Annotated in this window: 19 protein-coding genes; 10 read left to right on the top strand and 9 right to left on the bottom strand. The window is 68.6% G+C overall.

What is annotated here, in order from left to right; genetic code table 11:
* The first annotated feature begins 260 nt into the window (after positions 1 to 260).
* The 4 genes from IFSED24_RS10345 (at position 261) to IFSED24_RS10330 (ending at position 7,138) form a co-directional block, all read left to right on the top strand.
* The gene (locus tag IFSED24_RS10345) at positions 261 to 4,346 is read left to right on the top strand and encodes a C25 family cysteine peptidase (protein WP_491331386.1); all 4,086 of its coding nucleotides are present in this window, start codon (positions 261 to 263) and stop codon (positions 4,344 to 4,346) included.
* Between the two features lie 261 nt (positions 4,347 to 4,607).
* On the top strand, positions 4,608 to 5,231 hold the full coding sequence (locus tag IFSED24_RS10340) for a hypothetical protein (RefSeq protein ID WP_491331385.1): 624 nt from the start codon (positions 4,608 to 4,610) through the stop codon (positions 5,229 to 5,231).
* 280 nt (positions 5,232 to 5,511) lie between these two features.
* On the top strand, positions 5,512 to 5,898 hold the full coding sequence (locus tag IFSED24_RS10335; protein ID WP_491331384.1) for a FlgD immunoglobulin-like domain containing protein: 387 nt from the start codon (positions 5,512 to 5,514) through the stop codon (positions 5,896 to 5,898).
* A 61-nt stretch (positions 5,899 to 5,959) separates the two neighbouring features.
* Positions 5,960 to 7,138, top strand: a complete 1,179-nt coding sequence (locus tag IFSED24_RS10330; protein WP_491331383.1) for a hypothetical protein — start codon at positions 5,960 to 5,962, stop codon at positions 7,136 to 7,138.
* A gap of 101 nt (positions 7,139 to 7,239) precedes the next feature.
* On the opposite strand, the gene IFSED24_RS10325 is transcribed toward IFSED24_RS10330, so the two are convergent.
* The 3 genes from IFSED24_RS10325 to IFSED24_RS10315 form a co-directional block, all read right to left on the bottom strand.
* A complete protein-coding gene (locus IFSED24_RS10325) occupies positions 7,240 to 7,854 on the bottom strand; it encodes a hypothetical protein (RefSeq protein WP_491331382.1) in 615 nt (204 codons plus the stop codon).
* A gap of 16 nt (positions 7,855 to 7,870) precedes the next feature.
* Positions 7,871 to 9,442 carry a sodium:proton antiporter gene (locus IFSED24_RS10320; protein ID WP_491331381.1) on the bottom strand — a complete coding sequence of 524 codons (1,572 nt, stop codon included), beginning with the start codon at positions 9,440 to 9,442 and terminating at the stop codon, positions 7,871 to 7,873.
* A gap of 156 nt (positions 9,443 to 9,598) precedes the next feature.
* Positions 9,599 to 10,258, bottom strand: a complete 660-nt coding sequence (locus tag IFSED24_RS10315) for a MarC family protein (RefSeq protein WP_491331380.1) — start codon at positions 10,256 to 10,258, stop codon at positions 9,599 to 9,601.
* Positions 10,259 to 10,414: 156 nt separating this feature from the next.
* Between IFSED24_RS10315 and IFSED24_RS10310 the strand changes: the two genes are divergently transcribed.
* Positions 10,415 to 11,188 (top strand): transporter, encoded by a 774-nt coding sequence (locus tag IFSED24_RS10310; RefSeq protein ID WP_491331379.1) that lies wholly within the window; start codon positions 10,415 to 10,417, stop codon positions 11,186 to 11,188.
* 9 nt (positions 11,189 to 11,197) lie between these two features.
* Here IFSED24_RS10310 and IFSED24_RS10305 read toward each other — a convergent pair whose 3' ends face one another.
* Positions 11,198 to 14,407 (bottom strand): DNA polymerase III subunit alpha, encoded by a 3,210-nt coding sequence (locus IFSED24_RS10305; protein WP_491331378.1) that lies wholly within the window; start codon positions 14,405 to 14,407, stop codon positions 11,198 to 11,200.
* 392 nt (positions 14,408 to 14,799) lie between these two features.
* Entirely contained in the window at positions 14,800 to 14,955 is a 156-nt protein-coding gene (locus IFSED24_RS10300) for a hypothetical protein (RefSeq protein WP_491331377.1), read from the bottom strand.
* A gap of 780 nt (positions 14,956 to 15,735) precedes the next feature.
* Here IFSED24_RS10300 and IFSED24_RS10295 point away from each other — a divergent pair.
* Entirely contained in the window at positions 15,736 to 15,990 is a 255-nt protein-coding gene (locus IFSED24_RS10295) for a hypothetical protein (RefSeq protein WP_491331376.1), read from the top strand.
* On the opposite strand, the gene IFSED24_RS10290 is transcribed toward IFSED24_RS10295, so the two are convergent.
* Complete coding sequence (locus tag IFSED24_RS10290) at positions 15,987 to 17,009, bottom strand: glycoside hydrolase family protein (RefSeq protein ID WP_491331375.1); 1,023 nt, start codon at positions 17,007 to 17,009, stop codon at positions 15,987 to 15,989. The two genes, IFSED24_RS10295 and IFSED24_RS10290, sit on opposite strands and share 4 nt — an antisense overlap.
* A 94-nt stretch (positions 17,010 to 17,103) precedes the next feature.
* The gene (locus IFSED24_RS10285) at positions 17,104 to 19,284 is read right to left on the bottom strand and encodes a methyl-accepting chemotaxis protein (RefSeq protein WP_491331374.1); all 2,181 of its coding nucleotides are present in this window, start codon (positions 19,282 to 19,284) and stop codon (positions 17,104 to 17,106) included.
* Between the two features lie 242 nt (positions 19,285 to 19,526).
* Between IFSED24_RS10285 and IFSED24_RS10280 the strand changes: the two genes are divergently transcribed.
* Positions 19,527 to 19,988 carry a hypothetical protein gene (locus IFSED24_RS10280; RefSeq protein ID WP_491331373.1) on the top strand — a complete coding sequence of 154 codons (462 nt, stop codon included), beginning with the start codon at positions 19,527 to 19,529 and terminating at the stop codon, positions 19,986 to 19,988.
* Between the two features lie 33 nt (positions 19,989 to 20,021).
* On the opposite strand, the gene IFSED24_RS10275 is transcribed toward IFSED24_RS10280, so the two are convergent.
* Both IFSED24_RS10275 and IFSED24_RS10270 read right to left on the bottom strand, forming a co-directional pair.
* Positions 20,022 to 21,128, bottom strand: coding sequence for a serine hydrolase domain-containing protein (locus tag IFSED24_RS10275; RefSeq protein ID WP_491331372.1), 1,107 nt, complete (start codon positions 21,126 to 21,128; stop codon positions 20,022 to 20,024).
* A complete protein-coding gene (locus IFSED24_RS10270) occupies positions 21,125 to 21,925 on the bottom strand; it encodes a DNA/RNA nuclease SfsA (RefSeq protein WP_491335047.1) in 801 nt (266 codons plus the stop codon). The genes IFSED24_RS10275 and IFSED24_RS10270 overlap by 4 nt, the downstream gene beginning before the upstream one ends.
* Before the next feature lie 56 nt (positions 21,926 to 21,981).
* Between IFSED24_RS10270 and IFSED24_RS10265 the strand changes: the two genes are divergently transcribed.
* The 3 genes from IFSED24_RS10265 to IFSED24_RS10255 all read left to right on the top strand — a co-directional run bounded on the left by IFSED24_RS10265 (position 21,982) and on the right by IFSED24_RS10255 (position 24,715).
* Complete coding sequence (locus tag IFSED24_RS10265) at positions 21,982 to 22,881, top strand: MBL fold metallo-hydrolase (RefSeq protein ID WP_491331371.1); 900 nt, start codon at positions 21,982 to 21,984, stop codon at positions 22,879 to 22,881.
* 18 nt (positions 22,882 to 22,899) lie between these two features.
* The gene (lipA, locus tag IFSED24_RS10260; protein WP_491331370.1) at positions 22,900 to 23,787 is read left to right on the top strand and encodes a lipoyl synthase; all 888 of its coding nucleotides are present in this window, start codon (positions 22,900 to 22,902) and stop codon (positions 23,785 to 23,787) included.
* Positions 23,788 to 23,875: 88 nt separating this feature from the next.
* A complete protein-coding gene (locus tag IFSED24_RS10255) occupies positions 23,876 to 24,715 on the top strand; it encodes a class I SAM-dependent methyltransferase (RefSeq protein ID WP_491331369.1) in 840 nt (279 codons plus the stop codon).
* Positions 24,716 to 24,752 lie beyond the last annotated feature (37 nt).

Below are 24,752 nucleotides of genomic sequence, written 5' to 3'. Positions count from 1 at the left end.
CCTTTCCGGGAGGTCGTCCGCCGTCTGATCGATGCCGGTATTTTCACGGTGGGGCTGGGCCGATCCCGGCTGGGAACTCTTCTTCATTATGGCTTAACTATTTGATTTCTTACTGAATTGTCGAATTCCAGGCCCGTTCCTGCCGCCGCGGCTGCCTCCCCGGCCAGGGCGACCGGATTGAGGGGCACCCCCGGATCGTGATAAGATCATCCGGTTCTGTTCGTTCGTTCGGCTGCCAATCCCATTCCCTGGAGGACACGATGAACACGAGGTTCATGCGGACGGCCCTGACCGTCCTGGCCCTGCTCTGCCTCGCCGCAGCGGCCCAGGCGGACTGGGTCGACCTGGGTGGCGCGCGCGACGCCGCGCCCACGGTCACGACCACTGAGGCGGGCACCGGTCGCACCCTGGTGCAGATCGACCTCGCGGGGATCGAGACCGGCACCGTGACCATCGACGGCCAGGCTTACGCCAAGGTGATGCTGCCCGGGCACGTCCAGCTGCTGGACCGCGGCGCGCCGCAGCTGCCCTACATCACCACCAGCCTGATCGTCCCCGACGCGGGGACGCCGCGGGTCCGTGTCCTGGACTCCACCTACCGTGAGTTCGCCACCGCGCCGGTGGTGCCGTCCAAGGGCGCGATCCTGCGTACCGTGGATCCGGCCACCGTGCCCTACGAGTTCGGTCCGGCCTACCAGGGCGGCGTGTTCCCCGCCGAGATCTCCTCGGTGGGCGACCCCTACATCGTCCGCGACCACCGCGGCGTGAACGTGCGCCTGTACCCCGTGCAGTGGGACGCCGACCGCGGCGTGCTGCGCGTCCTGGAGAGCGTCACCTACGAGGTGGTCACCGAGGGCACCGGCGGCGTCAACGTCAAGACGCGCGCCTCGTCCGTGCCCGGCCCGGCCTTCGACGCGCTCTACGCCCAGCAGTTCGCCAACTACAATCCCGCCGCCCGGTACACGCTCAACTCCTCCGACGGCCCCATGCTCATCGTCTGCTACGACGCCTTCGTGGGCGCCATGGCGCCGTTCGTCGAGTGGAAGATGCAGCGCGGCCTGGACGTCGAGCTGATCACCACCAGCAGCGTGGGCGGCTCGGTCTCCGGGATCCAGAACGCCATCAACGAGCGCTACAATGGGCCCGACGGCCTGGCCATGGTGGTGCTCGTGGGCGACGGCGCGCAGGTGCCCCACTACAGCGGCGCCTACGAGGGTGCCAACGACGACACCCGCTACATGCGCCTCGAGGGCTCGGACGTCTACCCCGACGGCCTGATCAGCCGCATCTCGGCCACCAACGCCACCGACATCACGACCCAGGTCACCAAGTTCGTGACCTACGAGCGCGACGTCGTCGGCCCGGCCGACTGGACCCACATGGCCACCGGCATCGCCAGCAATGAGGGCTCGCCCAGCGACATCGAGCGCGCCAACTGGCTGCGCGCCGACCTGCTGGCCTACAACTTCACCGACGTCGACCAGATCTACCAGGGCCAGGGCGGCAGCACCGCGGCCATCGCCAACGCCGTCAACCAGGGCCGTTCGCTGATCAACTACATCGGCCACGGCTCGGGCACGTCCTGGTCCAGCGTCTACTTCAGCAACAACGACGTCCACAACCTGACCAACACCGCCTGGCCGTGGATCATCGACGTGGCCTGCCTCAACGGCGGCATCTCGGCCATCGGCGAGAGCTTCGCCGAGGCGTGGATGCGCGCCGGTTCGCCCGCGCAGCCCTACGGCGCGGTCGGCATGTACGCCGCCTCCACCAGCGCCCCCTGGGTGCCCCCCTGCGTGATGCAGGCCGAGATCGTGGACCTGCTCTGCGCCGAGACCAGCAACGTGCTGGGCGTGCTGGTGCACGGCGGCATCATGGGCATGCTCGACGAGTACGGCCAGAGCGGCAGCGGCTTGCAGGTGGTCGAGCAGTACAACCTGTTCGGCGACTGTTCGCTGGTGGTCCGCACCGACAGCCCCAACGTCATGGCCGTGGCCCACCAGCCGGTGGTGCCGCTGTTCACCCCGACGTTCGCGGTGGACACCGGCGTGCCCAACGTGAGCGTGACCCTCTCGGGCAACGGCGTGGTCTACGGCACCGGCATGACCGACGCCGCCGGCCACGTGGACCTGGTCATGGCCAACGCCGTGGACACCGTGGGCCCGGTCACCCTGACCGCCTTCGGCTACAACCAGGAGACCTACCAGGTGGAGCTGCTGGCCGTGGTGCCCGCGGACATCGCCATCGCGCCGGCCACCGTGCCGGTGGGCGTGACCACCAACGTGACGGTGACCGTGACCGATCCCGACACCGGCGACGGCATGGACAACGTGATGGTCGACATCGTGGGCTTCGGCTTCACGAGCGCGCCGGTGCAGACCGACGCCGCCGGCCAGGTGACCATCGCCGTCATGCCGCAGTACGGCGAGGCCCTGCAGGTGCGCGGCCAGGAGATCGGCGAGAGCTACTACCTCTTCTCCGAGGACCTGCCCGTGACCGGCGCCGCCGCGCTCGGCAACCCCGACGTCACCGCCGGCGTGCCCAGCATCGGCATGGACGGCACCCTGACCCCGCACATCGCGGGCGAGGTCTCGGCCAGCATCGACGAGGCCGGCTTCACCCTGCTGCTGCAGGGCGGCGGCCTGGACGTGACCGAGGCGGTGGCCGGCTCCGACGTGACCCTGGACGTGACGCCCAGCGAGCTGAGCAACGTCCTGGCCACCGTGGCCAAGCCCGGCTACGACATCTTCCAGAAGGACATCGTCGTGGTGGAGGCCTTCGGCACCCTGGCCGGCACCGTGGTCGACGCCGACAACGGCGACGCGCCGCTGGCGGGTGTGCGGATCTCCGGCTTCGTCGCGGGCGAGGACCCCGAGGGCACGCCGCTCTTCGACCTCGTGACCGCCGCCGACGGCACCTACGGCTACGCCGAGGAGCTGGCCGTGGGCGACTACGACCTCTACGTCGAGAAGTTCGGCTACCTGCCCCTGCAGGAGACCTACTTCCTGATGTTCGGCGCCAACGACCACCTGATCGCGGTGAGCCAGGCTCCCGCCGGCGTGCTCACCGGCACGGTGACCGCGTCCGAGGACGGCGCGCCGCTCGAGGCGTCGGTCCGCGTCTACCGCACCGACAACGACGCGCTCTACGACGAGGTCGACACCGATCCGGTGACCGGCGTCTACACCACCGGCGCGCTGCCGTTCTTCGACTACCGCGTGGTGGTGCGCTCGTTCCGCCGCATCCCGCAGACCGTCACGGTGACGGTGGACGGCGCCGAGGTGACCGAGGACTTCGTCCTCGAGCCCACCGACGGCGACCTGCTGATCCTCGACGACAACAGCTCGCAGGCCCGCCTGGAGCCCGCCAAGCGCGACCGCTTCGGCATGCTCCTGGCTCCGGCCTACGAGGCGCCGGCCGACCGCGCCGCCGCCGACATCGCCAGCGACCTCGAGGACCTGGGCTACACGGTGACCGTGCAGCCGGCCGCCACCAGCAACCCCGCCACCTGGGCCGATTACGACCTGGTGATCTGCTCCAGCGGCGCCAACACGTCGCCGGTGGCCAGCGCCACCCTGCGCAACGCCCTGGTGGCGTTCCAGGACGCCGGTGGCAAGCTGCTGGTCGAGGGCGGCGAGGTGGCCTACGACGCGTCGAGCTACCCGGGCTACCCCGGCTTCGACACGGGCCTGCTGCACGTGGCCGACTGGAACGGCGACAGCAGCGGCAACCTCACCGTGTACGACCCGAGCCACGCGGTGATGAGCGTGCCCAACGACATCGCCGGTCCCATCGTCAACAGCTACAGCGGCTACGGCGACGCCGACCACGTCGAGGAGACCGCCGACGCCATGATGGTGGGCAACTGGTCGAGCTACGCCAGCGACGCCAGCGTCATCGCCTGGGACGCCGACGAGGACCCGGCCGGCGGCGACTTCGTGTTCTTCCTCTGGAACTACAGCGCCATGAGCGCCGAGCGGCTCGAGCTGCTGCACAACGCGGTGACCTGGCTGCTCGCCGACGGTTCCGGCGGCACCACGGCGGTGCTGCCCGAGGGCGCGCTGCCCAGCGTGCTGGCCCTCGAGGGGAACTACCCCAACCCGTTCAACCCCCAGACCGTGATCAAGTACGCGGTCCCCGCCAGCCAGCGCGTGGAGCTGGCCGTGTACGACGTGCGCGGCCAGAAGATCCGCACCCTGGTGCGCGAGGTCGTGCCCGCCGGGACGCACGAGGCGACCTGGCTGGGCAAGGACGACCGCGGCCGGCAGGTGGCCAGCGGCATGTACTTCTACCGCTTGACCACCGACGGGCAGAGCCTGGTCGGCAAGATGCTGCTCGTGAAGTAACGCGACGCAGCGGATTCCCGGGTCCCGGCCGTCTCTTGACGGCCGGGATCTTTTTTTGGTGAACGGCCGGTTTTTCAAGCCCGGTAGTGCAACATTCCTCACCAGAATACGAATTCACCACGACCGACCGCCGCCGACGGGACCCGACCCACCCCACCACGGGCAGGTCGCCGGCGGCGCCCGGACCGGCACGCCATCCCTGCGGCGCGCCCGGCTCACACCATCGACCGATCAGCTTGCTACCGGGAAGGAGCGTCCCTCATGTCTCGAATTGCTACCTGCCTGCTCGCCCTCGTCCTGCTGGCCGCCCCCGCCCTGGCGGTGGACCCGCCCCAGGACCTGGGCCACGCCGTGCTCGGCATCTACACCCAGCCCGCCGCCACCCCCGAGGCGGACGTCATGATCGACGGCGCCGTGCCCGGCCTCGTCTACGACCTGTACTTCGTGCTCTACCACCAGGACCTGGACAGCCGCAATCTGGGCGGCTACGAGTTCAGCTGGCGCTTCGACCCCGTGGCGTCCACCCCCATCATCACGGAGCTCGACTACGGGCGCGACGACGTCTTCAACTTCGGCGACAACTTCAACCTGCTGGTGGGCCTGCAGCAGCGCGACCCCCACCTGCCCGACGAGCCCTGGCTCCTGCTCACCGCCCGGGTGCTCTTCACCGAGGTGCCCAACAACACCGTCGTCTTCCTGGAGCCGGCCACCCCGTCCTCCATCGACGGCGAGATGGCCTACACCGACCTCGTCCTGCCCGACAACATCCGGGTCATGAAGCCGAACAACGCCGGCCAGACCTGCGCCGACCCCGTGTTCTGGTTCAACCAGTCGGTGGCGGTGGAGTCGGCGAGCTGGAGCGAGGTGAAGGCGCTGTTCGACTAAGGGCGCGTATGCATCGTGGAGAGAGGAAAGGGCCCGCCCCGAGAGGGGCGGGCCCTTTTGCAAGATAGGAATTCATACTCGTGTTCAGCTAGAGATGCTAGAATTCCTGGGGGAGGAGATTCTCATGCGATATCCAGTCTCACCGAATCGTGGCAGCAAGGATTCTTGCCGAATTCATGAAGATCATGGCAGCAGGCGGGGCCATCGACGAATCTGTCCAGCCGGCGACGGCGGCCGAGGCGGGCACACGAGCTGGTTCGGCAGCGAGGAGGATGGCTGGTTGCATATCGCCGGCAGCATGGGACTGGCCATCGATCCGATCCTGATCCCGGCGGATGAGAGCATGGTCTACCTGGCCAAGAGCATGCAAGGGACGACGGAGATCCTGACCGCGCCTCGGTTGATGAGCGCGGTGCCGAATCCGTTCAACCCCCAGACCAAGCTGGAGTTCTTCCTGCCCACGGCCCAGACGGCCAGACTCGCGGTGTACGACATCCGTGGACGGCTGGTCCGGGAACTGGTCAGCGGAGAGCAGCAAGCCGGGACCACGAGCGTGCAGTGGACCGGAACCGATGATGGCGGGCGCCGTGTCTCCAGTGGCGTCTATCTCGTGGTGTTCCAGGCCGGGCGCGTGCGGCAGAACCAGCGGGTGCTGTTGTTGAAGTGATCAATATGGGCGGAGAGGAGATAGTCTTCTCTCCGCCCATCGCAATAGGGAGGATTGTCCCATGATGCGCCTGCTAGCAAGTTTGTTGTTGTTGATCCCTGTAGTGGCAACCCAGGCGGAAGCCAGGACCTGGTTTGTCGAAAAGGATGGCAGCGGGGATTTCACGGTGATCCAGGAGGCGGTGGATGCGGCGGCGGATGGGGATACGATCCGGATCGGAGCGGGGAGGTTCGAGGAGTACAGCTTCGCCTACCATACGGACTTCTATGATGTGTATGCGTTCGTGAAGGTGACGAAGGATGGATTGTGCTTTATTGGAGCGGGGCCTGAGGAGACTTTAATCGGCTTTGAGGATTTCGATCCGCAGTATGAGCATCATCTGACCATATTCAACAATCTAGAAAACCGTCAATGTAGTCTTCATGATCTCAATGTGTCCGGGTCGCATGAGGGCTTGCATTGGGAGGGTGGAAGTATTGCGGTGACGAATTGTCACTTTTCTGAGATGAACAGCAATGTCTTAGCGGCACCATGTCAGATTTCTCTTTGTATGTTTATCGGTGGGATCAACTATACAAGTTTGTCACTTGTTGGTGCTAATGGGAGTACGATTGAGGATTGTAGGTTTGAGAATATTAGTAAATGTATCAACGTGAAAGCATCTGATGACGTCTTGGTGACTGGTTGCGACTTTATAAGTTGTGTCGTTGGTGTTCAGGCAGAGAGTGGGGGTGCTGTAGCTGTCGAGGATTGTACTGCGGAGGATATTAGCAACGTAATGATCAATTCAGTTGGAAACGCTGGTGGTCGATTGACTTTTTCTGGCTGTGATATTTCCTCCAATGGCTACGTTGTCCAACATGACGGCGAAGGTGAATGTATTGGCCGCAATAGTACTCTTCGAGGGAATGGCCCTAGCTCTGTCGTCATCAACTGCAGTGGGTATCACGAGGCGGTTCTCCTGGATTTACACAATTGCAATATCCTCAATGGTGGCAACCTCTCGGTCCATGCCCGCCAGAACAGCGCTGGGCTAGAGGAACCGATCCATCTGGACCTGACCAACAACTACTGGGGTACCCTTGATCCGGCCCAGATCGACGAGTGGATCGATGACTATCACGATCACGATCCGCTGGAGGGGAGTCACTGGGTGATCGTCGACTACGTGCCCATGGCGGAAGACACGGTCGGCGTGCAGCAGAAGTCGCTAAGCGGCGTGAAGGACCTCTTTCGTTGAACCTGGCACTCTGACTGGAGACCAAGGCCAGGATCGTGTTGGAGAGTGCAGGGCCCGCCCCGAGAGGGGCGGGCCCTTTGTTTCGCCGCGGTCCGGCCCGCTCAGGCCAGCACCAGCTCGATCGTCTCGCACTCGATGAGCGGATGCACGTCGAGGCGGTCGCGGAGCTGGAGGACCAGGTCGAAGCGGCCGACGATGTCGGCACAGCCGCACGACTCGAAGTCGTGGACGGGGGTGTAGGCCTCGATCCCCTTGGCCTTGGGGTCGGTCTCGACCTTGCGCTCCACGTTCTCCAGCTTGATGCCGCGGGGCAGGTCCTTCAGCAGCACCTTCACCTCCTCGTCGTAGCGCTTGGCGAAGCTGTGGTACTTCACCTTGGCCCGGGCCTGCTTGATCCGCGTGATCGACTCGATGGTGCACAGGCCCGAGGTCGCGATCCGCTTCTGGTGCTGGCGCAGGAACCTGGCCAGCTCGGCGGTGACCACCACGCGCACCTCGGCCACGGGCAAGAGGTGCAGCTTCTCGGCCGCGCGGCGCACGTGCCCGTCACGGTCGGGATCGGCGATGGCGTGGTCCTTGTGGTACCAGCTGTAGTCCTCGATGCCGAGGCCGAGGGCCATGCCGGCGAGCAGGCCGCGCACCGCCTTGGGCGATCCGTTCACCGCCACCTCGTAGAAGCTGGGGGCGGTGGTCCTGGCTTTGTTCGTCTTGGCCATGTTGCCGCTCCTCGGGCTAGAAGAACACGAAGGTCACCACGACGAAGGTGGGGACCAGGTAGATCAGCGAGTACTTGAGGATGTAGCCGAAGAAGCTCGGCATGGGGATGCCCTGCTCCTCGGCGATGGACTTGACCATGAAGTTGGGCGCGTTGCCGATGTAGGTGTTGGCGCCCATGAACACCGCGCCGGCCGAGATGGCCGTGAGCGTCTTGATGAACTCGGGGCTGCGCGCGATGCCCAGGTCGTTGGCGTAGCCCAGCATGCCGGCCACGTGGCTCTCCGTGACGCCGAGCTGGCCCAGTGCCGCGTTGAAGAAGGTCAGGTAGGTGGGGGCGTTGTCCAGGAACGACGACAGCCCGCCGGTGACCCAGAAGTACTGCCAGGGATCGCGCACCGCGCGCACCAGGCCGGCCAGGGCGCCGTGCTCGCCCGCCTGCAGGATCGCCAGCGCCGGGATGATGGTCACGAAGATGCCGAAGAAGAGGTAGGCCACTTCCTGGATGGGGAACCAGTTGAAGCCGTTGGCCTCGCGCAGCACCTTCTTGGTGGTCACCAGGCTCAGGATGCCCATGCCGATCAGCATCAAGTCCTTGAGGATGTTGCCGTAGGGCAGCGCGACGTGGCCGTAGACGTGCAGGGCGCCCAGCCCCTTGGCCGTGGCGCTGCCGCTGAAGACCACTCCCGCCATCACGCCCAGCAGGAACAGGAAGTTGTGGGTGCCCTTGAGCTTGATGCCCAGTTTGCCGGTGGGCTTGGGCTTGTCGGGTTCGGCGTTGTAGGAGCGCAGATCCACGACGTAGAAGACCGCCAGCAGGATCAGCACCACGAAGAGCATCTCCTTGAACAGGCCGGTGGTGACCCAGAAGAACGGCACGCCGTGCAGGAAGCCGAGGAACAGCGGCGGGTCGCCCAGCGGGGTCAGGCTGCCGCCGATGTTGGCCACCAGGAAGATGAAGAAGCAGATGATGTGGACCTTGTTCTGGCGCCAGGCGTTGGCGCGCAGGAGCGGTCGGATCATCAGCATGGCGGCGCCGGTGGTCCCGATCCAGGAGGCCAGCGCCGTGCCCACCAGCAGCACCAGGAGGTTGGCCTTGGGAGTGCCGCGGAGGTCGCCCTCGAGCACGATGCCGCCCGAGATGGTGAACAGCGCCCACAGGAGGATGATGAACGGCACGTAGTCGGCCAGCATGATGTGCAGGATCGACTGCGTGGCGTCCCCCTTCATGACGATCCAGAACGGCACCGCGAAGATCACCGCCCACGCGAAGCTCACCTTGGGGAAATGGTGATGCCAGAAGTGGGGCGCCAGCAGCGGGCCGAGCGCGATGCTCAGGAGCATGCCCACGAAGGGCAGCACGGTCCACAGCGGCATCTGGCCCACGGGGTTGATGTGCTCGCCGTGGCCGTCGTCGCCGGCGGCGTGGGCCGCCTCGCCGTGGGCCTGCTCGGCGTGTTCGACCTCGCCGTGCTGGTCGTGGGGATCCTGGGCCAGGGCGGCGCCGGCGCCCAGGCCGGCCCACAGCAGGACCGCGGTCAGGGCCGTCAGCACGAGCAGCCGTGCCCTGGTGACTCTCAGCGTGTTCATGGTGCCTCCCGGTGGGGTGACGGTGGGGTTGGCCCCGATCAGGACTGGGCAGGGTGTGTTTCGGGGTGTCGCGCCATGCCCGGCAGGAACCTAGATGATGGGTGGCGCGCTGTCAATTTCCGGCCTCCATGGGGTTGCGGACCAGCTATCCCGGGATCAGAGCCGGGCGGCGATGTCCTGGACCACGGGGCCCACGCCGTCGATGACCAGCTGCACCGCGATGACCGTCAGGAGCAGGCCCATGAGCTTCTCCACGATCTTCATGCCCGTGCGCCCCAGCCGCAGCAGGACGCGGTCGGCGCCGGCCAGGATCAGACCGGTCAGGACCAGGATCAAGAGCACGGCGGCGGTCACCAGCAGTGCACCGGTCGGCCCCTCGATCTGGGGGCGCAGCACCATCACCGTGGTGATGGATCCGGGGCCCGCGAGCAGCGGGATGGCCAGCGGGGTGACCGACGGATCCTCTTCCTCCTCGCCCGCGGCCGCCTCTTCCTGGTCGCGGGCGAAGGCGCGGTTGATGCCGGTGCGCCAGCGCCGCGGCTGGCTCTGGAGCATGTCCAGGCCGATGCCGAAGAAGATCACGCCGCCGGCGATGCGGAAGGCGTCGATGGTGATGCCGAACAGCTCGAGCAGCTGGTAGCCGAACCAGGCGAAGGCCGCGAGCACGCAGAACGCCACGACCAGCGCCCGCAGCAGCGTGCGGCGTTTCTGGGCCTCGTCCATGTGCGAGGTCAGGCCGCTGAAGAAGGGGATGCAGCCCAGCGGGTCGATCACCGCGAAGAGCGACGAGACGGACAGGAGGATGAACGTGAGCATGACCGGTACTCCTGGAACAACGTGCCACCGTTGGCCGCGCAAGATAGTGATTGGGACAGGGCGGGCAAGGGAAATCGGTCCCCGCCGATTTCGTGCTTGCCGGAACCCGGCCGACCGTATTGCATGACCACGAGTCCCGCGCCCGAGAGGTCTGCCATGAATCTCCCCGTCAGAACGATCCTGCTGTTCCTGCTGCTTCTGCCGCTGGCGGCCCCGGCCCAGGAGCCGCCCGCTCTGCGAGCCGACCGCCCCGCGGCCACCGTGGGCGCGCGCTGCGTGCCGCGGGGGCTGTTCCAGAACGAGCTGGGCTATACCCACCGCCGGGTGGGCGAGGCCCGCGAGGACCAGCTCGGCGAGTGGCTCTTCCGCTGGGGCCTGTGGCGCGACTTCGAGGTGCGCCTCGAGGTGGGCGGCTGGCGCCACCGCGAGGCGCCCGGCCAGGCGACCCGCGACGGCTGGAGCGACGGCGGCCTCGGCCTGAAGTGGACCAGCCAGCACGGCGCGGGACCGTGCCCCACGGCGGCGCTCGTGCTCGCCACCAGCCTGCCCACCGGCGGCGCCGACTGGCAGGAGGACACCCTGCAGCCCGAGGCGGTGATCGCCATGGCCTGGGACCTCGGCGGCGGGGTCGAGCTGGCCGCCAACGCGGGCTACACCTACGCGAGCCTGGACCTCGAGCGCTTCGACCGCTGGCTGGGCAGCCTACGCCTGCAGACTGCGCTGGGCGGGCGGTTCGACTGCTTCCTCGAGGGCTACGGCTACTCGCGCGAGGTGCCGGGCGGCGAGAGCACGGGCTACCTCGACGTCGGCCTCGGCTATCTGCCCGCGCCGAACCTGCGGCTCGACGCCCGGGTCGGCGCGGGGCGCAACGGCGTGGCCGACGACTGGTTCGCCGGCGTGGGGGTGACCTGGCGGGGCGCCGGCCCCTGAGCGTTGCGGTCAGACCAGCGCCAGCTCCTCGGCGGTCACCGACACCGCCCCGTGATCGTCCTCCACCAGCCCCCGCACCAGGTACGGCCCGCGCGAGAGCAGGCGGCCGCCGTACTCGGCGTAGACCCGTGGGAAGAGCGTGATCTCCACCAGCCCGGTCTCGTCCTCGAGGGTCAGGAACTTCATGGGGTCGCCGCTCTTCTTGACCACCGTGGTCTTGGCGGTGATCACGTTGCCGGCCACCACCACGCGCCGGCCGACGTAGCCCGCCACGTCGGCGCAGGCGATGGCGCCGCGGCGGCGCAGGTGGTCGCGCAGGCCGGCCAGCGGGTGGCCGGTGGCGGTCAACGACAAGAGCTCGGTCTCCTGCTGCAGCTTCTCGACGGGCGAGTAGTCGGGGATGGCGGGGACCAGGGCGGTGGCCGCGCCCGCCTCGAGGGGGCCGGCCGGAAAGAGCGAGCCGGTTGTCACCGCGGGCGCCTGGCCGCGCGCGCGCGGCGCCCCGGCGCCGCGCCGCTGCCGGCGCAGCAGCGCGTGGCGCCAGAGCAGCTCGGGGCGGGTGAGCTCGAAGCCGTCGCAGGCGCCGCAGCGGATCAGGTGCTCGGTCTCCTGCTCGGTGAGCGGGGGCACCCGCTGCAGGAGGTCGCCCAGCGAGACGAAGAAGCCGCGCTCGCGCCGCTCCTGCAGCAGCGCGTCGATGCTGCGCCGGCTGAGGTTGCGGACCTGCTGCAGCCCGATGCGCACCTGGCGGTCGTGGCCGGTGAACACGTCCTCGCTGCGGTTGATGTCGGGCAGCCGGATCTCCAGGCCGAGGCGGCGGGCCTCCTCGAGGTAGGCGGCGGTGGAGTAGAAGCCACCGCCGTTGCTCAGCACCGCGGCCATGAACTCGGCGGGCCAGTGCGCCTTGAGCCAGACCGCCTGCCACGAGAGCACGGCGTAGCTCGCCGAGTGGGCCTTGCAGAAGGCGTAGCCGGCGAAGCTCTCGAGCTGGCGCCAGAGCTCGGCGAGGGCCGCGTCGTCGACCCGCGGCGTCCGCCCCTCGCGCCAGGCCCGCCGCGCGCCGGCGAAGAATTTCTCCTTCAGCGCCAGGAACTCCTGCGGGTCGCCCTTGAAGCTCATGGCGCGGCGGGTGAGGTCGGCCTCGGCCAGGGTCATGCCCGCCACCGCGCTGAGCGTGCGCATGACGTCCTCCTGGTAGATCATCACGCCGTAGGTCTCCTCGAGGAACGTCAGCGCCGGGTGCGGTAGCCGCGCCTCCTCCTTGCCCAGGTGGCGCAGCACGAAGCTGCGGCCCATGCCGCTGTCGGCGGGCCCGGGGCGGATGACGCTGCTGGCGGCCACCACCACGGCGAAGGTGTCGGCGCGCAGCCGTCGCAGCAGCGAGCGCATGCCCGGCGACTCGACGTAGAAGCAGCCCATGGTGGCGCCCTCGCGCATGAGCCGCCGCGCGCCGGGGTCCTGGTCGGGCAGGTGGGAGAGGTCGACCGCGACGCCGTGGTGCTCGCGCACCGCCCGCGCCGTGTCGGCCACCACCGCCAGGCCGCGCTGCGAGAGCAGGTCGATCTTCACCAGGCCCAGGTCCTCGACGCTGTACATGTCGAGCTGCGAGACCAGGTGGCCCTTGCGCGCCCACTGCAGCGGGAAGAGGTGGGTGAGCGGCTCGCGGGTGATGACCAGCCCGCCGGCGTGCACCCCGAGGTGGCGCGGGCGGCGCGCCAGGTCCTGCGCCTGCAGGAGCAGCGACCGCCACGGCTCGCGCTCCAGCGGCAGGTCACGCGACTCGGGCCGGCGGGCGAGGATGCGCGCGGGGTCGTCGAGGAGCTTCCAGGGAAACCGACGCGTGAGCTTGCTCAGCTCCTGGTCGCCGTAGCCGCGGGCCTTGGCCGCTTCGCGGAAGCCGGCGCGCGCCGAGAAGCGGTTGATGTTGCAGATCATGGCGGTGTGGTCGCGGCCGTAGCGGTCGGTGACGTAGGCGTGGACCTTGTCGCGGTCCTTCCAGCCGAAATCGAGGTCGATGTCCGGCGGCGAGAGGCGCTCGGGATTGAGGAAGCGCTGGAAGTAGAGGTCGTGGCGCAGCGGGTCGACGTGGGTGATGCCCAGCAGGTAGGAGATGAGCGAGTTGGCCGCCGACCCGCGCCCCAGCGAGGGCATGCCCTGCTCGCCGGCCCAGCGCACCATGTCCCAGACGATGAGGAAGTAGCCGGCGAACCCCAGCTTCTCGGTGACGGTGATCTCCTCCTGCAGCCGGCTCATGGCCTGCGAGGTGACGGTGCGGTAGCGGCGCTGCAGGCCGTCGAAGCAGAGCTTCCAGAGGTACGACTCGGCGGTCTCGCCCGCGGGCAGCGGGAACTCGGGGTACCGCCAGCGGCCGAGCCGGTGCCGGAACCGGCACTGGTCGGCCACGGCCTCGGCCTCGCGGCAGGCGGTGGGGAACTCGGCGAGCAGCTCGCGGAGCTGGTCGCCCGACCGCAGCCAGCTGCCCGGCGGCGCGCAGAACCCGGACGCCAGGCGGTCCACGGTGGACCGCCGCCGGATGGCCGACAGGAGCCGTTGGCGATCGCGGTCGCCGGATCGGGCCATCCAGACGTCGCCGGCGGCGCACACCGGCACGGCCTGGGCCTCGGCCCAGGCGGCGAGCCGGCGCAGGCGCCGGCGGTCGGGCCCGGCCTCGGTGCCGCAGGCCGGCAGGAGCACGCGCAGCGCACCCCGGGTGAACCCCGGCAGGTCGACCCCGTCGACACCCTCGTCGCGGCCGCCGGCGGCCGCCCGGGCCAGCGCGGCCAGCAGGTCCAGGGAGTCGGTGAGGCAGAACACGCCGCCGCCCTCGCGCTCGAGGAACCCGGGCAGCTCGCGGGGCAGGTCGAAGTCGGGCCGCACCTGCCGCAGCGTGGTCAGGCGGCAGATCGCGGCGTACCCCTCGCGGTCGCGCGCCAGGAGCACGGCGCGCGGTCGCCCCGGCCGCAGCTCGCCGGCCACCAGGCGATGCGGGACCTCGTCCGCCTGGGGCTCGGGCGGATCGGCGGTGAGCTCCACGCCCGCGAGGGCGCGCAGCCCGTGCTCGTCGCACGCCTTCTGGAACTCCACCGTGCCGTGCAGCGCGTTCAGGTCGGTGCAGGCCAGGGTGCCGATCTCCAGCTCGGCGGCGCGCGCGGCGAGCTCGGAGGGGCTGCTGGCGCCGGCGAGGAGGGAGTAGTGGGTGTGGGTGACTAGGTGGGTCATGGTGGGAAGAATGTAAGCGAAAAAAAGGCGAATAACAAGGGTTGTGCCTTCGAGATTGTGTCTGGTTTCAGATTTGCATTTTGATGGTTGTGAGGTGCACGGATCTGAAAATATTCACGGTGAGCTGCTGCTGATCGATGAGGCCAAGGTACAGTCAGAGAATCATTTGCATGGATCGCGGAGTTCGTGAGAGCGGGAGCGTGAACGTGGGGGACATGGTCCGATGTGTCGTTGCTGGTTGTGTGCTGCCGACCCCGGTGTCGCGGAGCGTGCACAGGCTGGGGGGGTGGTCTGGTCAGCAGGAATCAGTGGCGCACCGATCACGCCGGATGGGCCCATGAAAAGGGCCCGAGCGCGTTGCTCGGGCCCGGACACAATCTCGATGGCACAACCTAGAGGACACCGGCGGGGCGGGGGTGGTCATGGTCCTGGTCATCATGACCGACCATCGATTCCACCACCCACTCCCCATCCGCCGCCAACCCCGGACCATCCCACTCCTCGCGGGCCTGCCCCGCCACCGCCACCAGTGCCTTGACGACTGGCATGATACCCTTCGCTGCCAAGAAATTCCCCTCCACAGGATGAATGTCACGGATGTGTAAGCTTTTGCCCCCCAATCTGCTAGCTGCAGATGTCGTGAATTTACACGGCGTTCACACGGGGGCAAGGCCGGGAGAGCGATTTGCGGATATCACTTAACCCGGGGCCCCTTTCGGGGTGCGATTCCGGGCTTTGGACCATGATCGGAGCCGGGATGACCGACCGCGATCTCCACCGGGCCGCTGCCGGCGGGCAGGCCATGGTGGTGACCCTGCCTTCCTTGATGGTGTCAACGGCGCGGACTCCATCGCCGGGGCCTCTTGATCGACGATCAAGGAAACGGCTACCAGGGTTGTCGACGGTGCCCGGGGCCGGGTCTGACGAGCGCGTTGTCCGGCGGCGTTGGATCGGGGGTGAGAACGCTCGAAGATCTTACGAGGTTGTTGGTTATGGATTTGTGCGTGTCTTGAAAGCGGGGTCGAATGGGCCGAATAGGAGCGTCGTTCCGGCAGGCAATGTTAAAGATTAATCACCATTGTCGGTGGCCGATGACTTGACCTAAGATCATGAACACGGAGGCTCAGAATCCTCGCGGCCAGGACACGGGGACTGGCGCTTGGAGCCCCGGATATCGGTGGATCGTCCGCGGGACGGTGCACCGGTCAGCGAGAGGGATGGCGCGGAGGCGCCGCGCCAGGCAGCGGGTCGGTGGGATGGAGTTCATCGACGCTTCGCGATGGCTCCCCCGCCGCGGACTCGCCGCCGAGATGCAAGGGAGCAGCACCATGAGCGAACGCAAACCGTGCCAGGATTGTGGCGGCACCGGCTCGACCACGATCACCACCACCGAGAGCGTCACCTGCAGCACCTGCCACGGCAACGGTCGCCTGCCGGCGAGCTGGCCCGAGACCGCCGACGTCGTCTGCTACAGTTGCAGCGGCACGGGCCAGCAGAGCACGCATCATTCCGAGAAGAAGGTCTGCCGGACCTGCAACGGGGTCGGCCACATCCACTACGAGGTGCCGGAGAACTCGGCCTAGAAGTCCACCAGGTTCCGCACGCCGCCGAACAGGGCCACACCGTCGGCGCCTCCGGCCAGGGCGTGGTGGACGGCTCGCGCCTGATCGGACTCGCTCGCCAGCGAGGGCAGGTAGAGTCCGGCATACAGGGGGAACCGACCATCGAGCGCGGTCACGCCCTCGCGGACCGCGTCCTCGATCCAGGCGATGTCTTGCCTGTAGAACCCGTGATAGACCATGGGCATGACCGCATCCAGCCGCCAGCGCGTCCAGTCCTGACGGACGAGTTCGCGGGCCAGCGCGGGCGTGGGGAAGACCGCGGCGGTCAGGCGCTTGCCGCCGGCGTGGACCACGGCGGCCAGGTGGTTCACCAGCTCGGTGATGCTGTCCCAGCGGTATCGCCGCCAGGCCGGCGAGACGGTGGGGTCGTCCAGGGTCGCCGGGTCGATGCCGGTGCGCTCGCGGCAGGCGCGGCGGCAGACGTCGCAGTAGCAGTAGTCGAAGGCGGGGAGCTCCTGCTCCTGTACCAGGCCGTACTTCTCCCAGAGACCACGCGGCAGGATCACATCGGGGTAGCGCACGTAGTCCAGGTGGACGCCGGCGAGGTTCTCGTCGGCGGCCAGGGCGGCCACCTCGGCGGCGAGCTGGGCGCGCACCTCGGGCCGCGAGGGGCAGAGGAAGCGGTAGTAGTCCACGTAGGGCGGCTGGTCCAGGGTGGACTGGCCGAGTCGATTGACCGCGTAGCAGTGCGGCAGGGTTCCGGCCAGGTCGCCGCGGCAGAGCGTCCAGTACCAGGCGTGGACCTCGAGGCCGGCGGCGCGGGCCAGGGCGTAGGCCTGCGGGTGACGGCCGCCGACCAGGACGCCGGCGATGCCGGCGGCGCGCAGCCCGGCGAAGCGACGGCGCAGATCGTCGGCCGGCTCGTCGGTCCTGGCGTGCAGCCAGGCCCAGTGCCGCCGGTCCCGGGCGTTCGTCGGGGCGGGCGCGGCCAGGGCCAGGGCGCCTAGGCCGAGGGTGTGCAGGAACGTGCGTCGTCGCATGCGGCCATCGTACCAGGAGCGACGAAGCGGGACAGCAACGAAGAGCGCCGCCCCTGGTGGGGGCGGCGCTCGGGGTCGGTCGCGGGGACCGGGGTCAGAGGTCGAGGAGGTCGTCGTCGTCCAGGGGCAGCACGTCCTCGGGCGCTCCGGCCATGACGGGTTGCGGCTTCGGGGCGGCCTTGGGCGTCGGCGCGGGGGCCGGCTTGGGGGCGGCCGCCTTGGGAGCCGCTGCCTTGGGGGCGGCCGGCGCCGGCTGCGGAGCCCGTCTGGCATGCTGGTAGCTGTCGTTCACGCTCAGCGACGTGGGCATGGCGCCCGTGCCGCTGGTCAGGATGCGCAGGTCGATCACCGACTGCTGCACCGTGCGGGCCTGGGTCTCCAGATCCTTGCTCGCGGCGGCCGACTCCTCGGCGCTGGCGGCGTTGGTCTGGGTCACCTGGTCCAGGCGGTTGACGGCGTTGTTGATCTCGCCGATGCCCTCGGCCTGCTCGCGGCTGGCCGAGGCGACCTGGCTGACCAGGTTCTTGACGCGGTCGACGCTGCCGGTGATCTCCTCGAGGATGGCGCTGACCTGCTCGGTGGCCTTGACGCCGCCGTCGGCCGACTGCTGGCTGGCCTCGATGAGGGTGGCGGTGCTGCGGGCGGCCTCGGCCGAACGCTGCGCCAGGTTGCGCACCTCCTCGGCCACCACCGCGAAGCCCTTGCCGGCCTCGCCGGCGCGCGCTGCTTCCACCGCGGCGTTCAGCGCCAGCAGGTTGGTCTGGAAGGCGATCTCGTCGATGGTCTTGAGGATGCGCGCGGTCTCGTCGCTGCTGTTCTTGATCTCACCGATGACCGCCGACATCTGGCTCATGGCCTCCACGCCCTTGCGCGCGGCGCTCGCGGCGGTCTGGGTCTCCTGATCGGTGCTGGTGGCGTTGGCCGCGGTCTCCTGGGTGACCGACGACATCTCCTGCAGCGACGCCGCGATCTCCTCGAGGCTCGCGGCCTGCTCGCTGGCGCCCTCGGCCATCTGCTGGCTCGAGGCGGCGATCTGCGAGCTGGAGCTGCTGACCTGGTCGCTGGCGCGGCCCATGTCGTCGCCGAGGCGCATGAGCGAGCGGCCGATGTTGCTGGCCACCAGGAACCAGAGCAGGCTGGAGAGCACCAGGGTCAAGCCACCGGTGATCAGGATGGTGATGATGTTGGCCCGACCGAGGCTGGAGACGGCCTGCTCGGCGGCCATGAACTCGGACTCGTAGGACCCGGCGCCGATGACCCAGTCCCAGGGCTCGAAGTAGCAGAACCGGGCCACCTTCATGCGGGCCTCGGTGTCGCCCTTGTTCTTCCAGGGATACCACTGCTCGTCGATCTGGTCGGGCCCCAGTTTCTGGGCCTTGGCGATGATCTCCTGGATGAACGGCACGCCGTTGCTGTCCTTGGCGCCCATGATGTTCTCGCCGTCGCGCTTGCCGCCGGCCGAGATAACGTAGTTGCCCTTGCTGTCCAGCACGTACACGTAGCCGGTGTCGCCGACCTTGGTGTCCATGATGGCCTGGCGCATGGTGGTGGACTGCTCCATGGGGATGCCGAAGTAGTTGATGCCGACCACGTCGCCGTCGCTGCTGCGGATCGGTTCGTAGGCGGTGACGTACCAGCGGTCCACCACGTAGGCCTTGCCCTGGAAGGTCTTGCCCGACAGCACCGACTGGATCACGGGGTTGGGCTTGCCGTCGGGGTTCACGGCCGGGATGTAGGTGCCGATGGCGCGCTGGCCGTCCTGCTTCATCACGTTGGTGCAGACGCGCAGCATGTCACCACGGTCGTTCATGCGCTGGAAGATGGTGGAGGTGCCGCCCACCAGCTTCTGCACCTGGTCCACCACGGGACTCTCGGTGCCGGCGCTGGCGTTCTGGCCGAGCCATTCCTCGCCGACCAGCATCTTGGGCAGCTGGACCTGGGTCGACGCCTTGGTGTACTGGTTCACGGCGTTCCAGCTCACGGTCTCGTCGCTGAACGAGACCGCTCCCTGCTGCGCGACGGTGTGGCGGGTGGTGGCCAGGCCGCCGGCCACGAAGTCCTCGAGGACGGCCTGCTGGCTGGCGCACATGTCCTTGATGCCCTGGACGATGTGATCCAGGTCGTTGAACGCCAGCGTGCGGCACTCTTCGGCCGCCGCGGCCTTCATCTGGTTCTGCTTGGTGATGACCACGCCGGTGATGATCACCAGCGGCACCGTCATGACCGTGATTCCGATCACGAGCAAGCGGGCCCGCAGGGAGAGGCGAGACAGCATGAGAGGTGTCCTTTCCGTTCCGTATCCGATCGATCCCCCGCACCTGGTGCTCCCCCGAGCATTCTGGTTGCCTTGTTTGTCGTCCAGAGGTGGGGATGCTGAAGCCTTTTCTGGTTCGGAAAGAATCGGGGCGGGTTCCTGCGATAAAGAGGTCAAGTCGGACCATGATTGGTCGATATATCGCTCAGAACCAGCGAGGTGGGATGGAGCCCACCTGCAGGCCATGTGCGAAGGAGCCAGTCATGAAAGCAAGTCTTTCCTATCTCGGTGCCTCCCAGCCCAAGCCGAATCCCCGGCCGCTGACCACCGCCGCCACGGCCCCCGAGGTCAAGCCTCCGGTCCGCGACGAGGTCCGGGCCCCTTCAGGGCGCCCGCACGTGCAACAGGGTCTGCACCACATGGCGCGGGAGATCCGGCACGCCATCCGCAACGAGGTGAAGCGCAGCGATCTGGATCAGGAGACGGTGCGCGCGATCCGCGACCTGCAGGCCGAGTTCCGCAGCAGTCTGCGCGAGGTCTTCCACGCCTCGGGTGACGGCGGCAACATCGGCCGCAGCCAGGTGCTCGCGGGGATGATCGAGGCCCTGCAGGACCTGGCCGCGGGACTGCGCGAACTCAACGAGAGCGAGGCGGGCGAGGAGACGGTGGTGGTCGACGATCCGGTCGCTCCCGAACCCGGTGCCTTCATCGACGCCTCGGTCTGAGACGTCCCGGCATGCCCCCTGGCCGCAGACCGGTCAGGGGGCGCCGGCTTTCGAGGCCACGGCCGCGACCAGCCGCGCCGCGAGCTGGCGACCATTCTCGGCGTGGTGATTCAAGATCGCCCCGGCCACGGTCACGTCGAGCGTCGGGACATGGAACGCGAAGGTGTTCCAGAACCCCTGATGGCCCTGCGCCAGGAATCCCTCCAGATCCACCACCATCAGGCCCAGACGATAGGTCTCGGTGCCGCTGCCGGTCATGGCGGCCAGGGTGGCCTCGTCGTGCAGGACGCGCCCTTGGAGCAGCGCGCGCAGGAACGCGGCCAGGTCGTGGACGTCGGTGATGAGGCCGCCGCCACCGTAGAGGTCGAGCGAAGGATGCCAGTCGTAGGTGTCGAGCTCGCCGAAGTACTGATGTGCGCGGGGGCCGGCGCCCACCGGCGTGGTCTCCATGATCTCCCACCAGGTGGCCGGCAGGTTTAGGGCCTCGTAATCCAGGAGCCGGTGCGCGGCCGTACCGAGATCCTGGCCGGTGGTGCGGGCGACGATGTCGCCGAGCAGGACGTAGCCAGTGTCCGAGTACTTGTAGCGTTCGCCTGGGGCGCCCACGGGATCGAAGAGCTCCACGCAGAGGGCGAGCACCTCGGGGCGGGTCCAGAAATGCCGGGGATCGGCCAAGATGGCGGCGCCGTAATGATCCCCGTCGCTGTGGTCGGCGAGACCGGCGGTGTGGCTGAGCACGTGGCGCAGGGTGATGACCTGGAGGTCGTAGCCATCGCCGGCAAGGAGGGTCCGCTGGTCGGCGGTGAGGTGGCGTTCCAGCGGGTCGTCCAGTCCCAGCCGGCCTTCCTCCACCAGCCGCAGCACGGTCGCGGCGGTGTAGGTCTTGGTGTTGCTGGCGATGCGGAAGGTGTGGGCGGTGGTCAGGGGCGTGGGGTCGTCGTGGCTCACGGTGCCCACCGCGCCGCTCCAGCGCAGGCCCAGCCGGGGGCAGTCCACCAAGGCGATGATGCCGGGCGCCTCGGGATTGGCGTCGAGGGTCGCGGCGAGGATGGCCTGCAGCTCGACGTCGGGGTCGGCCGCGGCGGAGATGGCGGCGAGGGCCCACATCAGGCAAGACGAGAGAACGATAAGGCGCATCATGTTCGGACCTCGACGGGTAGGGGATTCGTGGGCACGAGCCGCTCCGGCCCGACCGCGACCTGCAGGCCGGCCAACTCGACGCCCGCCCGGGCGGCCTGTTGCAGCAACGCGGCATACTCGGGGTCGATGTCCCGGGCGGCGGCCACCGCGCGGGCATCGCTGCGCTGGACACAGAAGACCAGGGCCGCCCGCTGGTCCGCGGCCACGCACGCGGTGAGGTCGCGCAGGTGCTTGCGACCGCGTTCGGTGGGGGCGTCGGGGAAGAGCGCCAGGCCCTCGCGCACCCAGGTGACGTTCTTGATCTCGACCCAGACGAAAGCGCCGGCGGGATCGCGCAGGAGCAGGTCGGCGCGGCTGCGGGGGGCGATGTCCCGGGGATAGGGCGCCTCGGCGCGCTCGACCGTGCAGCCCGCGAGCGGCGGCAGGATGCCCGTCGTGATCGCCGCCGCCACCAGCGGTCCCGGCACGGCGGTATTGACTCCCACCAGGACCCTGCCTGGCGCGGGGGCCGGCGCGCCGGAAACGACCGGGCCGGCAGCCAGGGCGGCGGCCTGGCGGTCGTCCACCCCTGCCGGCCGGGCCACGGCCTCGGTCAGCTCCAGGGTCCAGGCCAGCTTGCGCCGCGGGTCGGCGGCGGGTCGCAGCCAGCACCGGCAACCCGGCGCCACGCAGCCGGTGAGCCGCCCGGTGTTGTTGGTGTGGGCGGCGACGCGTCGGCCGTCGGCCAGCTCGCAATGCACGGTGAAGCGCTTCTCGCGGCCCAGCCAGCGGGCCACGGTCAGGGTCTGGGGGAACACGATCAAGGGTCGGACCTGCCGGACGGTTGTGTGGGCCGGCGACCTGCGTTAGCTTTATGCGCAGTGACCGCGAACCCACCAGCCTTCAGGACATCATGCGACTCGGCGACTGGACCTTCAAGATCTTCAGCGATGGCTTCTTCAAGCTCGACGGCGGGGCCACCTTCGGGATCGTGCCCAAGCCGCTCTGGGAGAAGCAGATGCCCGCCGATGCGCTCAACCGCGTGCCGGTGGCGCTGCGCTGCCTCGTGGCCGAGGGCCACGGCCGCCGCGTCCTGATCGACACCGGCATCGGCGACCGCTGGGACGCTCGCCAGCGCGAGATCTACGGCATGGACCGCCGCGCGGGACAGCTCCTGACCGAACTCGACGAGGCGGGCCTCGACCGCGAGACCATCACCGACGTGGTGCTCACCCACCTGCATTTCGACCACGCCGGCGGCGCCTGTCTCGACCTGGCCGACGGCATGGCCCCGGCGTTCCCCGCCGCCACCTGGTGGCTCCAGCGGCAGCACTGGGACTGGGCGCACCACCCCAGCGAGCGCGACGCCGCCAGCTTCCGCCCCGACGATTTCGAGGTTCTCGCCGATACCGGCCGGCTCGAGCTGGTGGACGGCCACGTGGAGATCCTGCCCGACCTGCGGGTGATCCCGGTCAGCGGCCACACGCCGGGCATGCAGATCGTCGAGTTCCACACCACCGGCGGCGTGCTGGTCTTCCTGGCCGACCTCATCCCGTCGGCGGCCCACATCCACCTGCCCTGGGTGGCGGGCTTCGATCTGAATCCGCTGCTCTCGGTGAGCGAGAAGCGCCAGCTCCTGAGCCGTGCGGTGGAGGACAACTACCTGCTGGTCTTCCAGCACGACCCCCTGAACGAAGCCTGCCGGGTGGCCTTCACCGACGGCAGGTTCCACGCCCGCGAACTCGGCGACCTCGCCACGGTCGCGCGGGCCTAGAACGCGAAAGGTGCCGCCATGAGCCCGCGAACCGTCGCCCGCAAACCCGAGTGGCTGCGCATGCAGCGCCAGGGTGGCGAGGATTACAACCGCATGAAGCGCCTGCTGCGCACCGCGTCGCTGCACACGGTCTGCGAGTCGGCCAACTGTCCCAACCGGGGTGAATGCTTCGCCAGCGGCACCGCCACCTTCCTGCTCATGGGCCACAACTGCACCCGCCACTGCACGTTCTGCAACATCCCCGGCGGCCGCGTCTCGGCGCTCGACGGCGAGGAGCCGCGCCGGGTCGCCGAGACGGTCCGGCACCTGGGCCTGAAGTTCGCGGTGGTCACCAGCGTGACCCGCGACGATCTGGCCGATGGCGGCGCCGCCCACATCGCCGCCACCATCCGCGAGATTCGCCGGCTCAACCCCGGCTGCGGCGTCGAGGTGCTCATCCCCGACCTGCGCGGCGACCCGCTCGCCCTGGAAACCGTGTTCACCGCCGCGCCCGAGGTCCTCAACCACAATCTCGAGACCGTGCCCCGCCTCTACGCGGCCATGCGGCCCCAGGCGCATTACCACACCTCGCTGCAGGTCCTGCAGCGCGCGCGGCAGTGGGCCGATGGCCACCGCCAGATCATGACCGTCAAGACCGGCATCATGGTGGGTGTGGGCGAGACCCACGACGAGGTGGCGGCCGTCATGCGCGATGCCGCCGACCACGGGGTCGAGGTGTTGACCATCGGGCAGTATCTGCAGCCGTCGGCGCAGCACCACCCGGTGGTCCGCTACCTCGAGCCGGCGGAGTTCGACGACCTGGCCGCCCTCGGTCGCGAGCTCGGCCTGGCCTGGGTGGAGGCCGGTCCGCTGGTGCGCTCCAGCTACCATGCGCGTGAGCAGAGCGAGGCCCTGGGCGGCGCCTGATCCAGACCGGTTCACACGGAGCTTGCGCGAAAGCGCCTGCCAGTCCAGAATCGGACCTCTTCTAGCCCGGATCCTGGGAGGATGCCTGGTGTCCGCCTGGTCGTATGCTCGCCAGACCGTCTTCAATCCGCACTCGCGGGCGTGTTTCTGGAAACACCCCCTGCAGGCGGCGCGCATGGTGATCGGCGCGCTGGTGAACTACCTGCTGCCGGTGAGCGAGCGGATCCGCGCGAGCCAGCGACACTCGTGCCCGGTCTGCCGCTGGCAGGGGCGCCACTTCCGGACCTTCATCAGTCCCGATAGCGTCATCCCGGCGAGCATCTGCCCGGTGTGCGGCTCGTTCGATCGCCATCGCCACCTGGTGCTGGGGATGCGCGAGATGCTGGGCATTCGCGGCGGCGTGCCCCGAACGCTGCTGGGGCTGTCGCTCTCGGAGGCCATGCGCTACCTGCTGGCCCACGAGGGGCTGGGACGCTGCTTCCGTTCGGACTACGACAACCGCGACCCGCGCTTCCAGCCCGACGCCATCATCGACCTGTCCCGCGCCGGTTATCGCGACGAGGCCTTCGACTGGGTGGTCTGCAGCCACGTGCTCGAGCACATCCCGGATCTGGCCGAGGCCATCGACGAGCTGGTGCGGATCCTGCGGCCCGGCGGCGTGGCCTGGATCCAGGTCGCCTTCCAGGTCGACCACGACCAGAGCCGCCGTATCCCCCTGGACCCCAACGATTTCGACGCCCACGCCTGGCGTTTCGGCAACGATTTCGCCACGCTGCTCGCGCGTCCGGACTGGACGGTGACCTGCGTCCGCGCCGCCGATCTGGACCCCGGCCTGCGCCAGCGGCACGGCATCCATCCGGTGGAACGCTACTGGCTGGCGCGAAAGCTGGCCCGCCCCGGTACCGCCGGCGCCCGGAATCCGCTATAATCACCAAGGCCGCCGCCACCATGGCTCCAGCCGGGAG

Source organism: Candidatus Latescibacter sp. IFSED24 (assembly GCF_058273205.1).
Note: the sequence above shows the minus strand (reverse complement) of the source record. Positions and strands in the feature narration are given on the sequence as shown.

Bases quoted from the DNA above. Each gene is read 5' to 3' on its own strand.
- IFSED24_RS10305 (WP_491331378.1), bottom strand. From the start codon at position 14,407: ATGACCCACCTAGTCACCCACACCCACTACTCCCTCCTCGCCGGCGCC.
- IFSED24_RS10340 (WP_491331385.1), top strand. From the start codon at position 4,608: ATGTCTCGAATTGCTACCTGCCTGCTCGCCCTCGTCCTGCTGGCCGCC.
- IFSED24_RS10295 (WP_491331376.1), top strand. From the start codon at position 15,736: ATGAGCGAACGCAAACCGTGCCAGGATTGTGGCGGCACCGGCTCGACC.
- IFSED24_RS10330 (WP_491331383.1), top strand. From the start codon at position 5,960: ATGATGCGCCTGCTAGCAAGTTTGTTGTTGTTGATCCCTGTAGTGGCA.
- IFSED24_RS10325 (WP_491331382.1), bottom strand. From the start codon at position 7,854: ATGGCCAAGACGAACAAAGCCAGGACCACCGCCCCCAGCTTCTACGAG.
- IFSED24_RS10310 (WP_491331379.1), top strand. From the start codon at position 10,415: ATGAATCTCCCCGTCAGAACGATCCTGCTGTTCCTGCTGCTTCTGCCG.
- IFSED24_RS10300 (WP_491331377.1), bottom strand. From the start codon at position 14,955: ATGCCAGTCGTCAAGGCACTGGTGGCGGTGGCGGGGCAGGCCCGCGAG.
- IFSED24_RS10280 (WP_491331373.1), top strand. From the start codon at position 19,527: ATGAAAGCAAGTCTTTCCTATCTCGGTGCCTCCCAGCCCAAGCCGAAT.
- IFSED24_RS10285 (WP_491331374.1), bottom strand. From the start codon at position 19,284: ATGCTGTCTCGCCTCTCCCTGCGGGCCCGCTTGCTCGTGATCGGAATC.
- IFSED24_RS10265 (WP_491331371.1), top strand. From the start codon at position 21,982: ATGCGCAGTGACCGCGAACCCACCAGCCTTCAGGACATCATGCGACTC.
- IFSED24_RS10345 (WP_491331386.1), top strand. From the start codon at position 261: ATGAACACGAGGTTCATGCGGACGGCCCTGACCGTCCTGGCCCTGCTC.
- IFSED24_RS10290 (WP_491331375.1), bottom strand. From the start codon at position 17,009: ATGCGACGACGCACGTTCCTGCACACCCTCGGCCTAGGCGCCCTGGCC.
- IFSED24_RS10315 (WP_491331380.1), bottom strand. From the start codon at position 10,258: ATGCTCACGTTCATCCTCCTGTCCGTCTCGTCGCTCTTCGCGGTGATC.
- IFSED24_RS10275 (WP_491331372.1), bottom strand. From the start codon at position 21,128: ATGATGCGCCTTATCGTTCTCTCGTCTTGCCTGATGTGGGCCCTCGCC.
- IFSED24_RS10320 (WP_491331381.1), bottom strand. From the start codon at position 9,442: ATGAACACGCTGAGAGTCACCAGGGCACGGCTGCTCGTGCTGACGGCC.
- lipA (WP_491331370.1), top strand. From the start codon at position 22,900: ATGAGCCCGCGAACCGTCGCCCGCAAACCCGAGTGGCTGCGCATGCAG.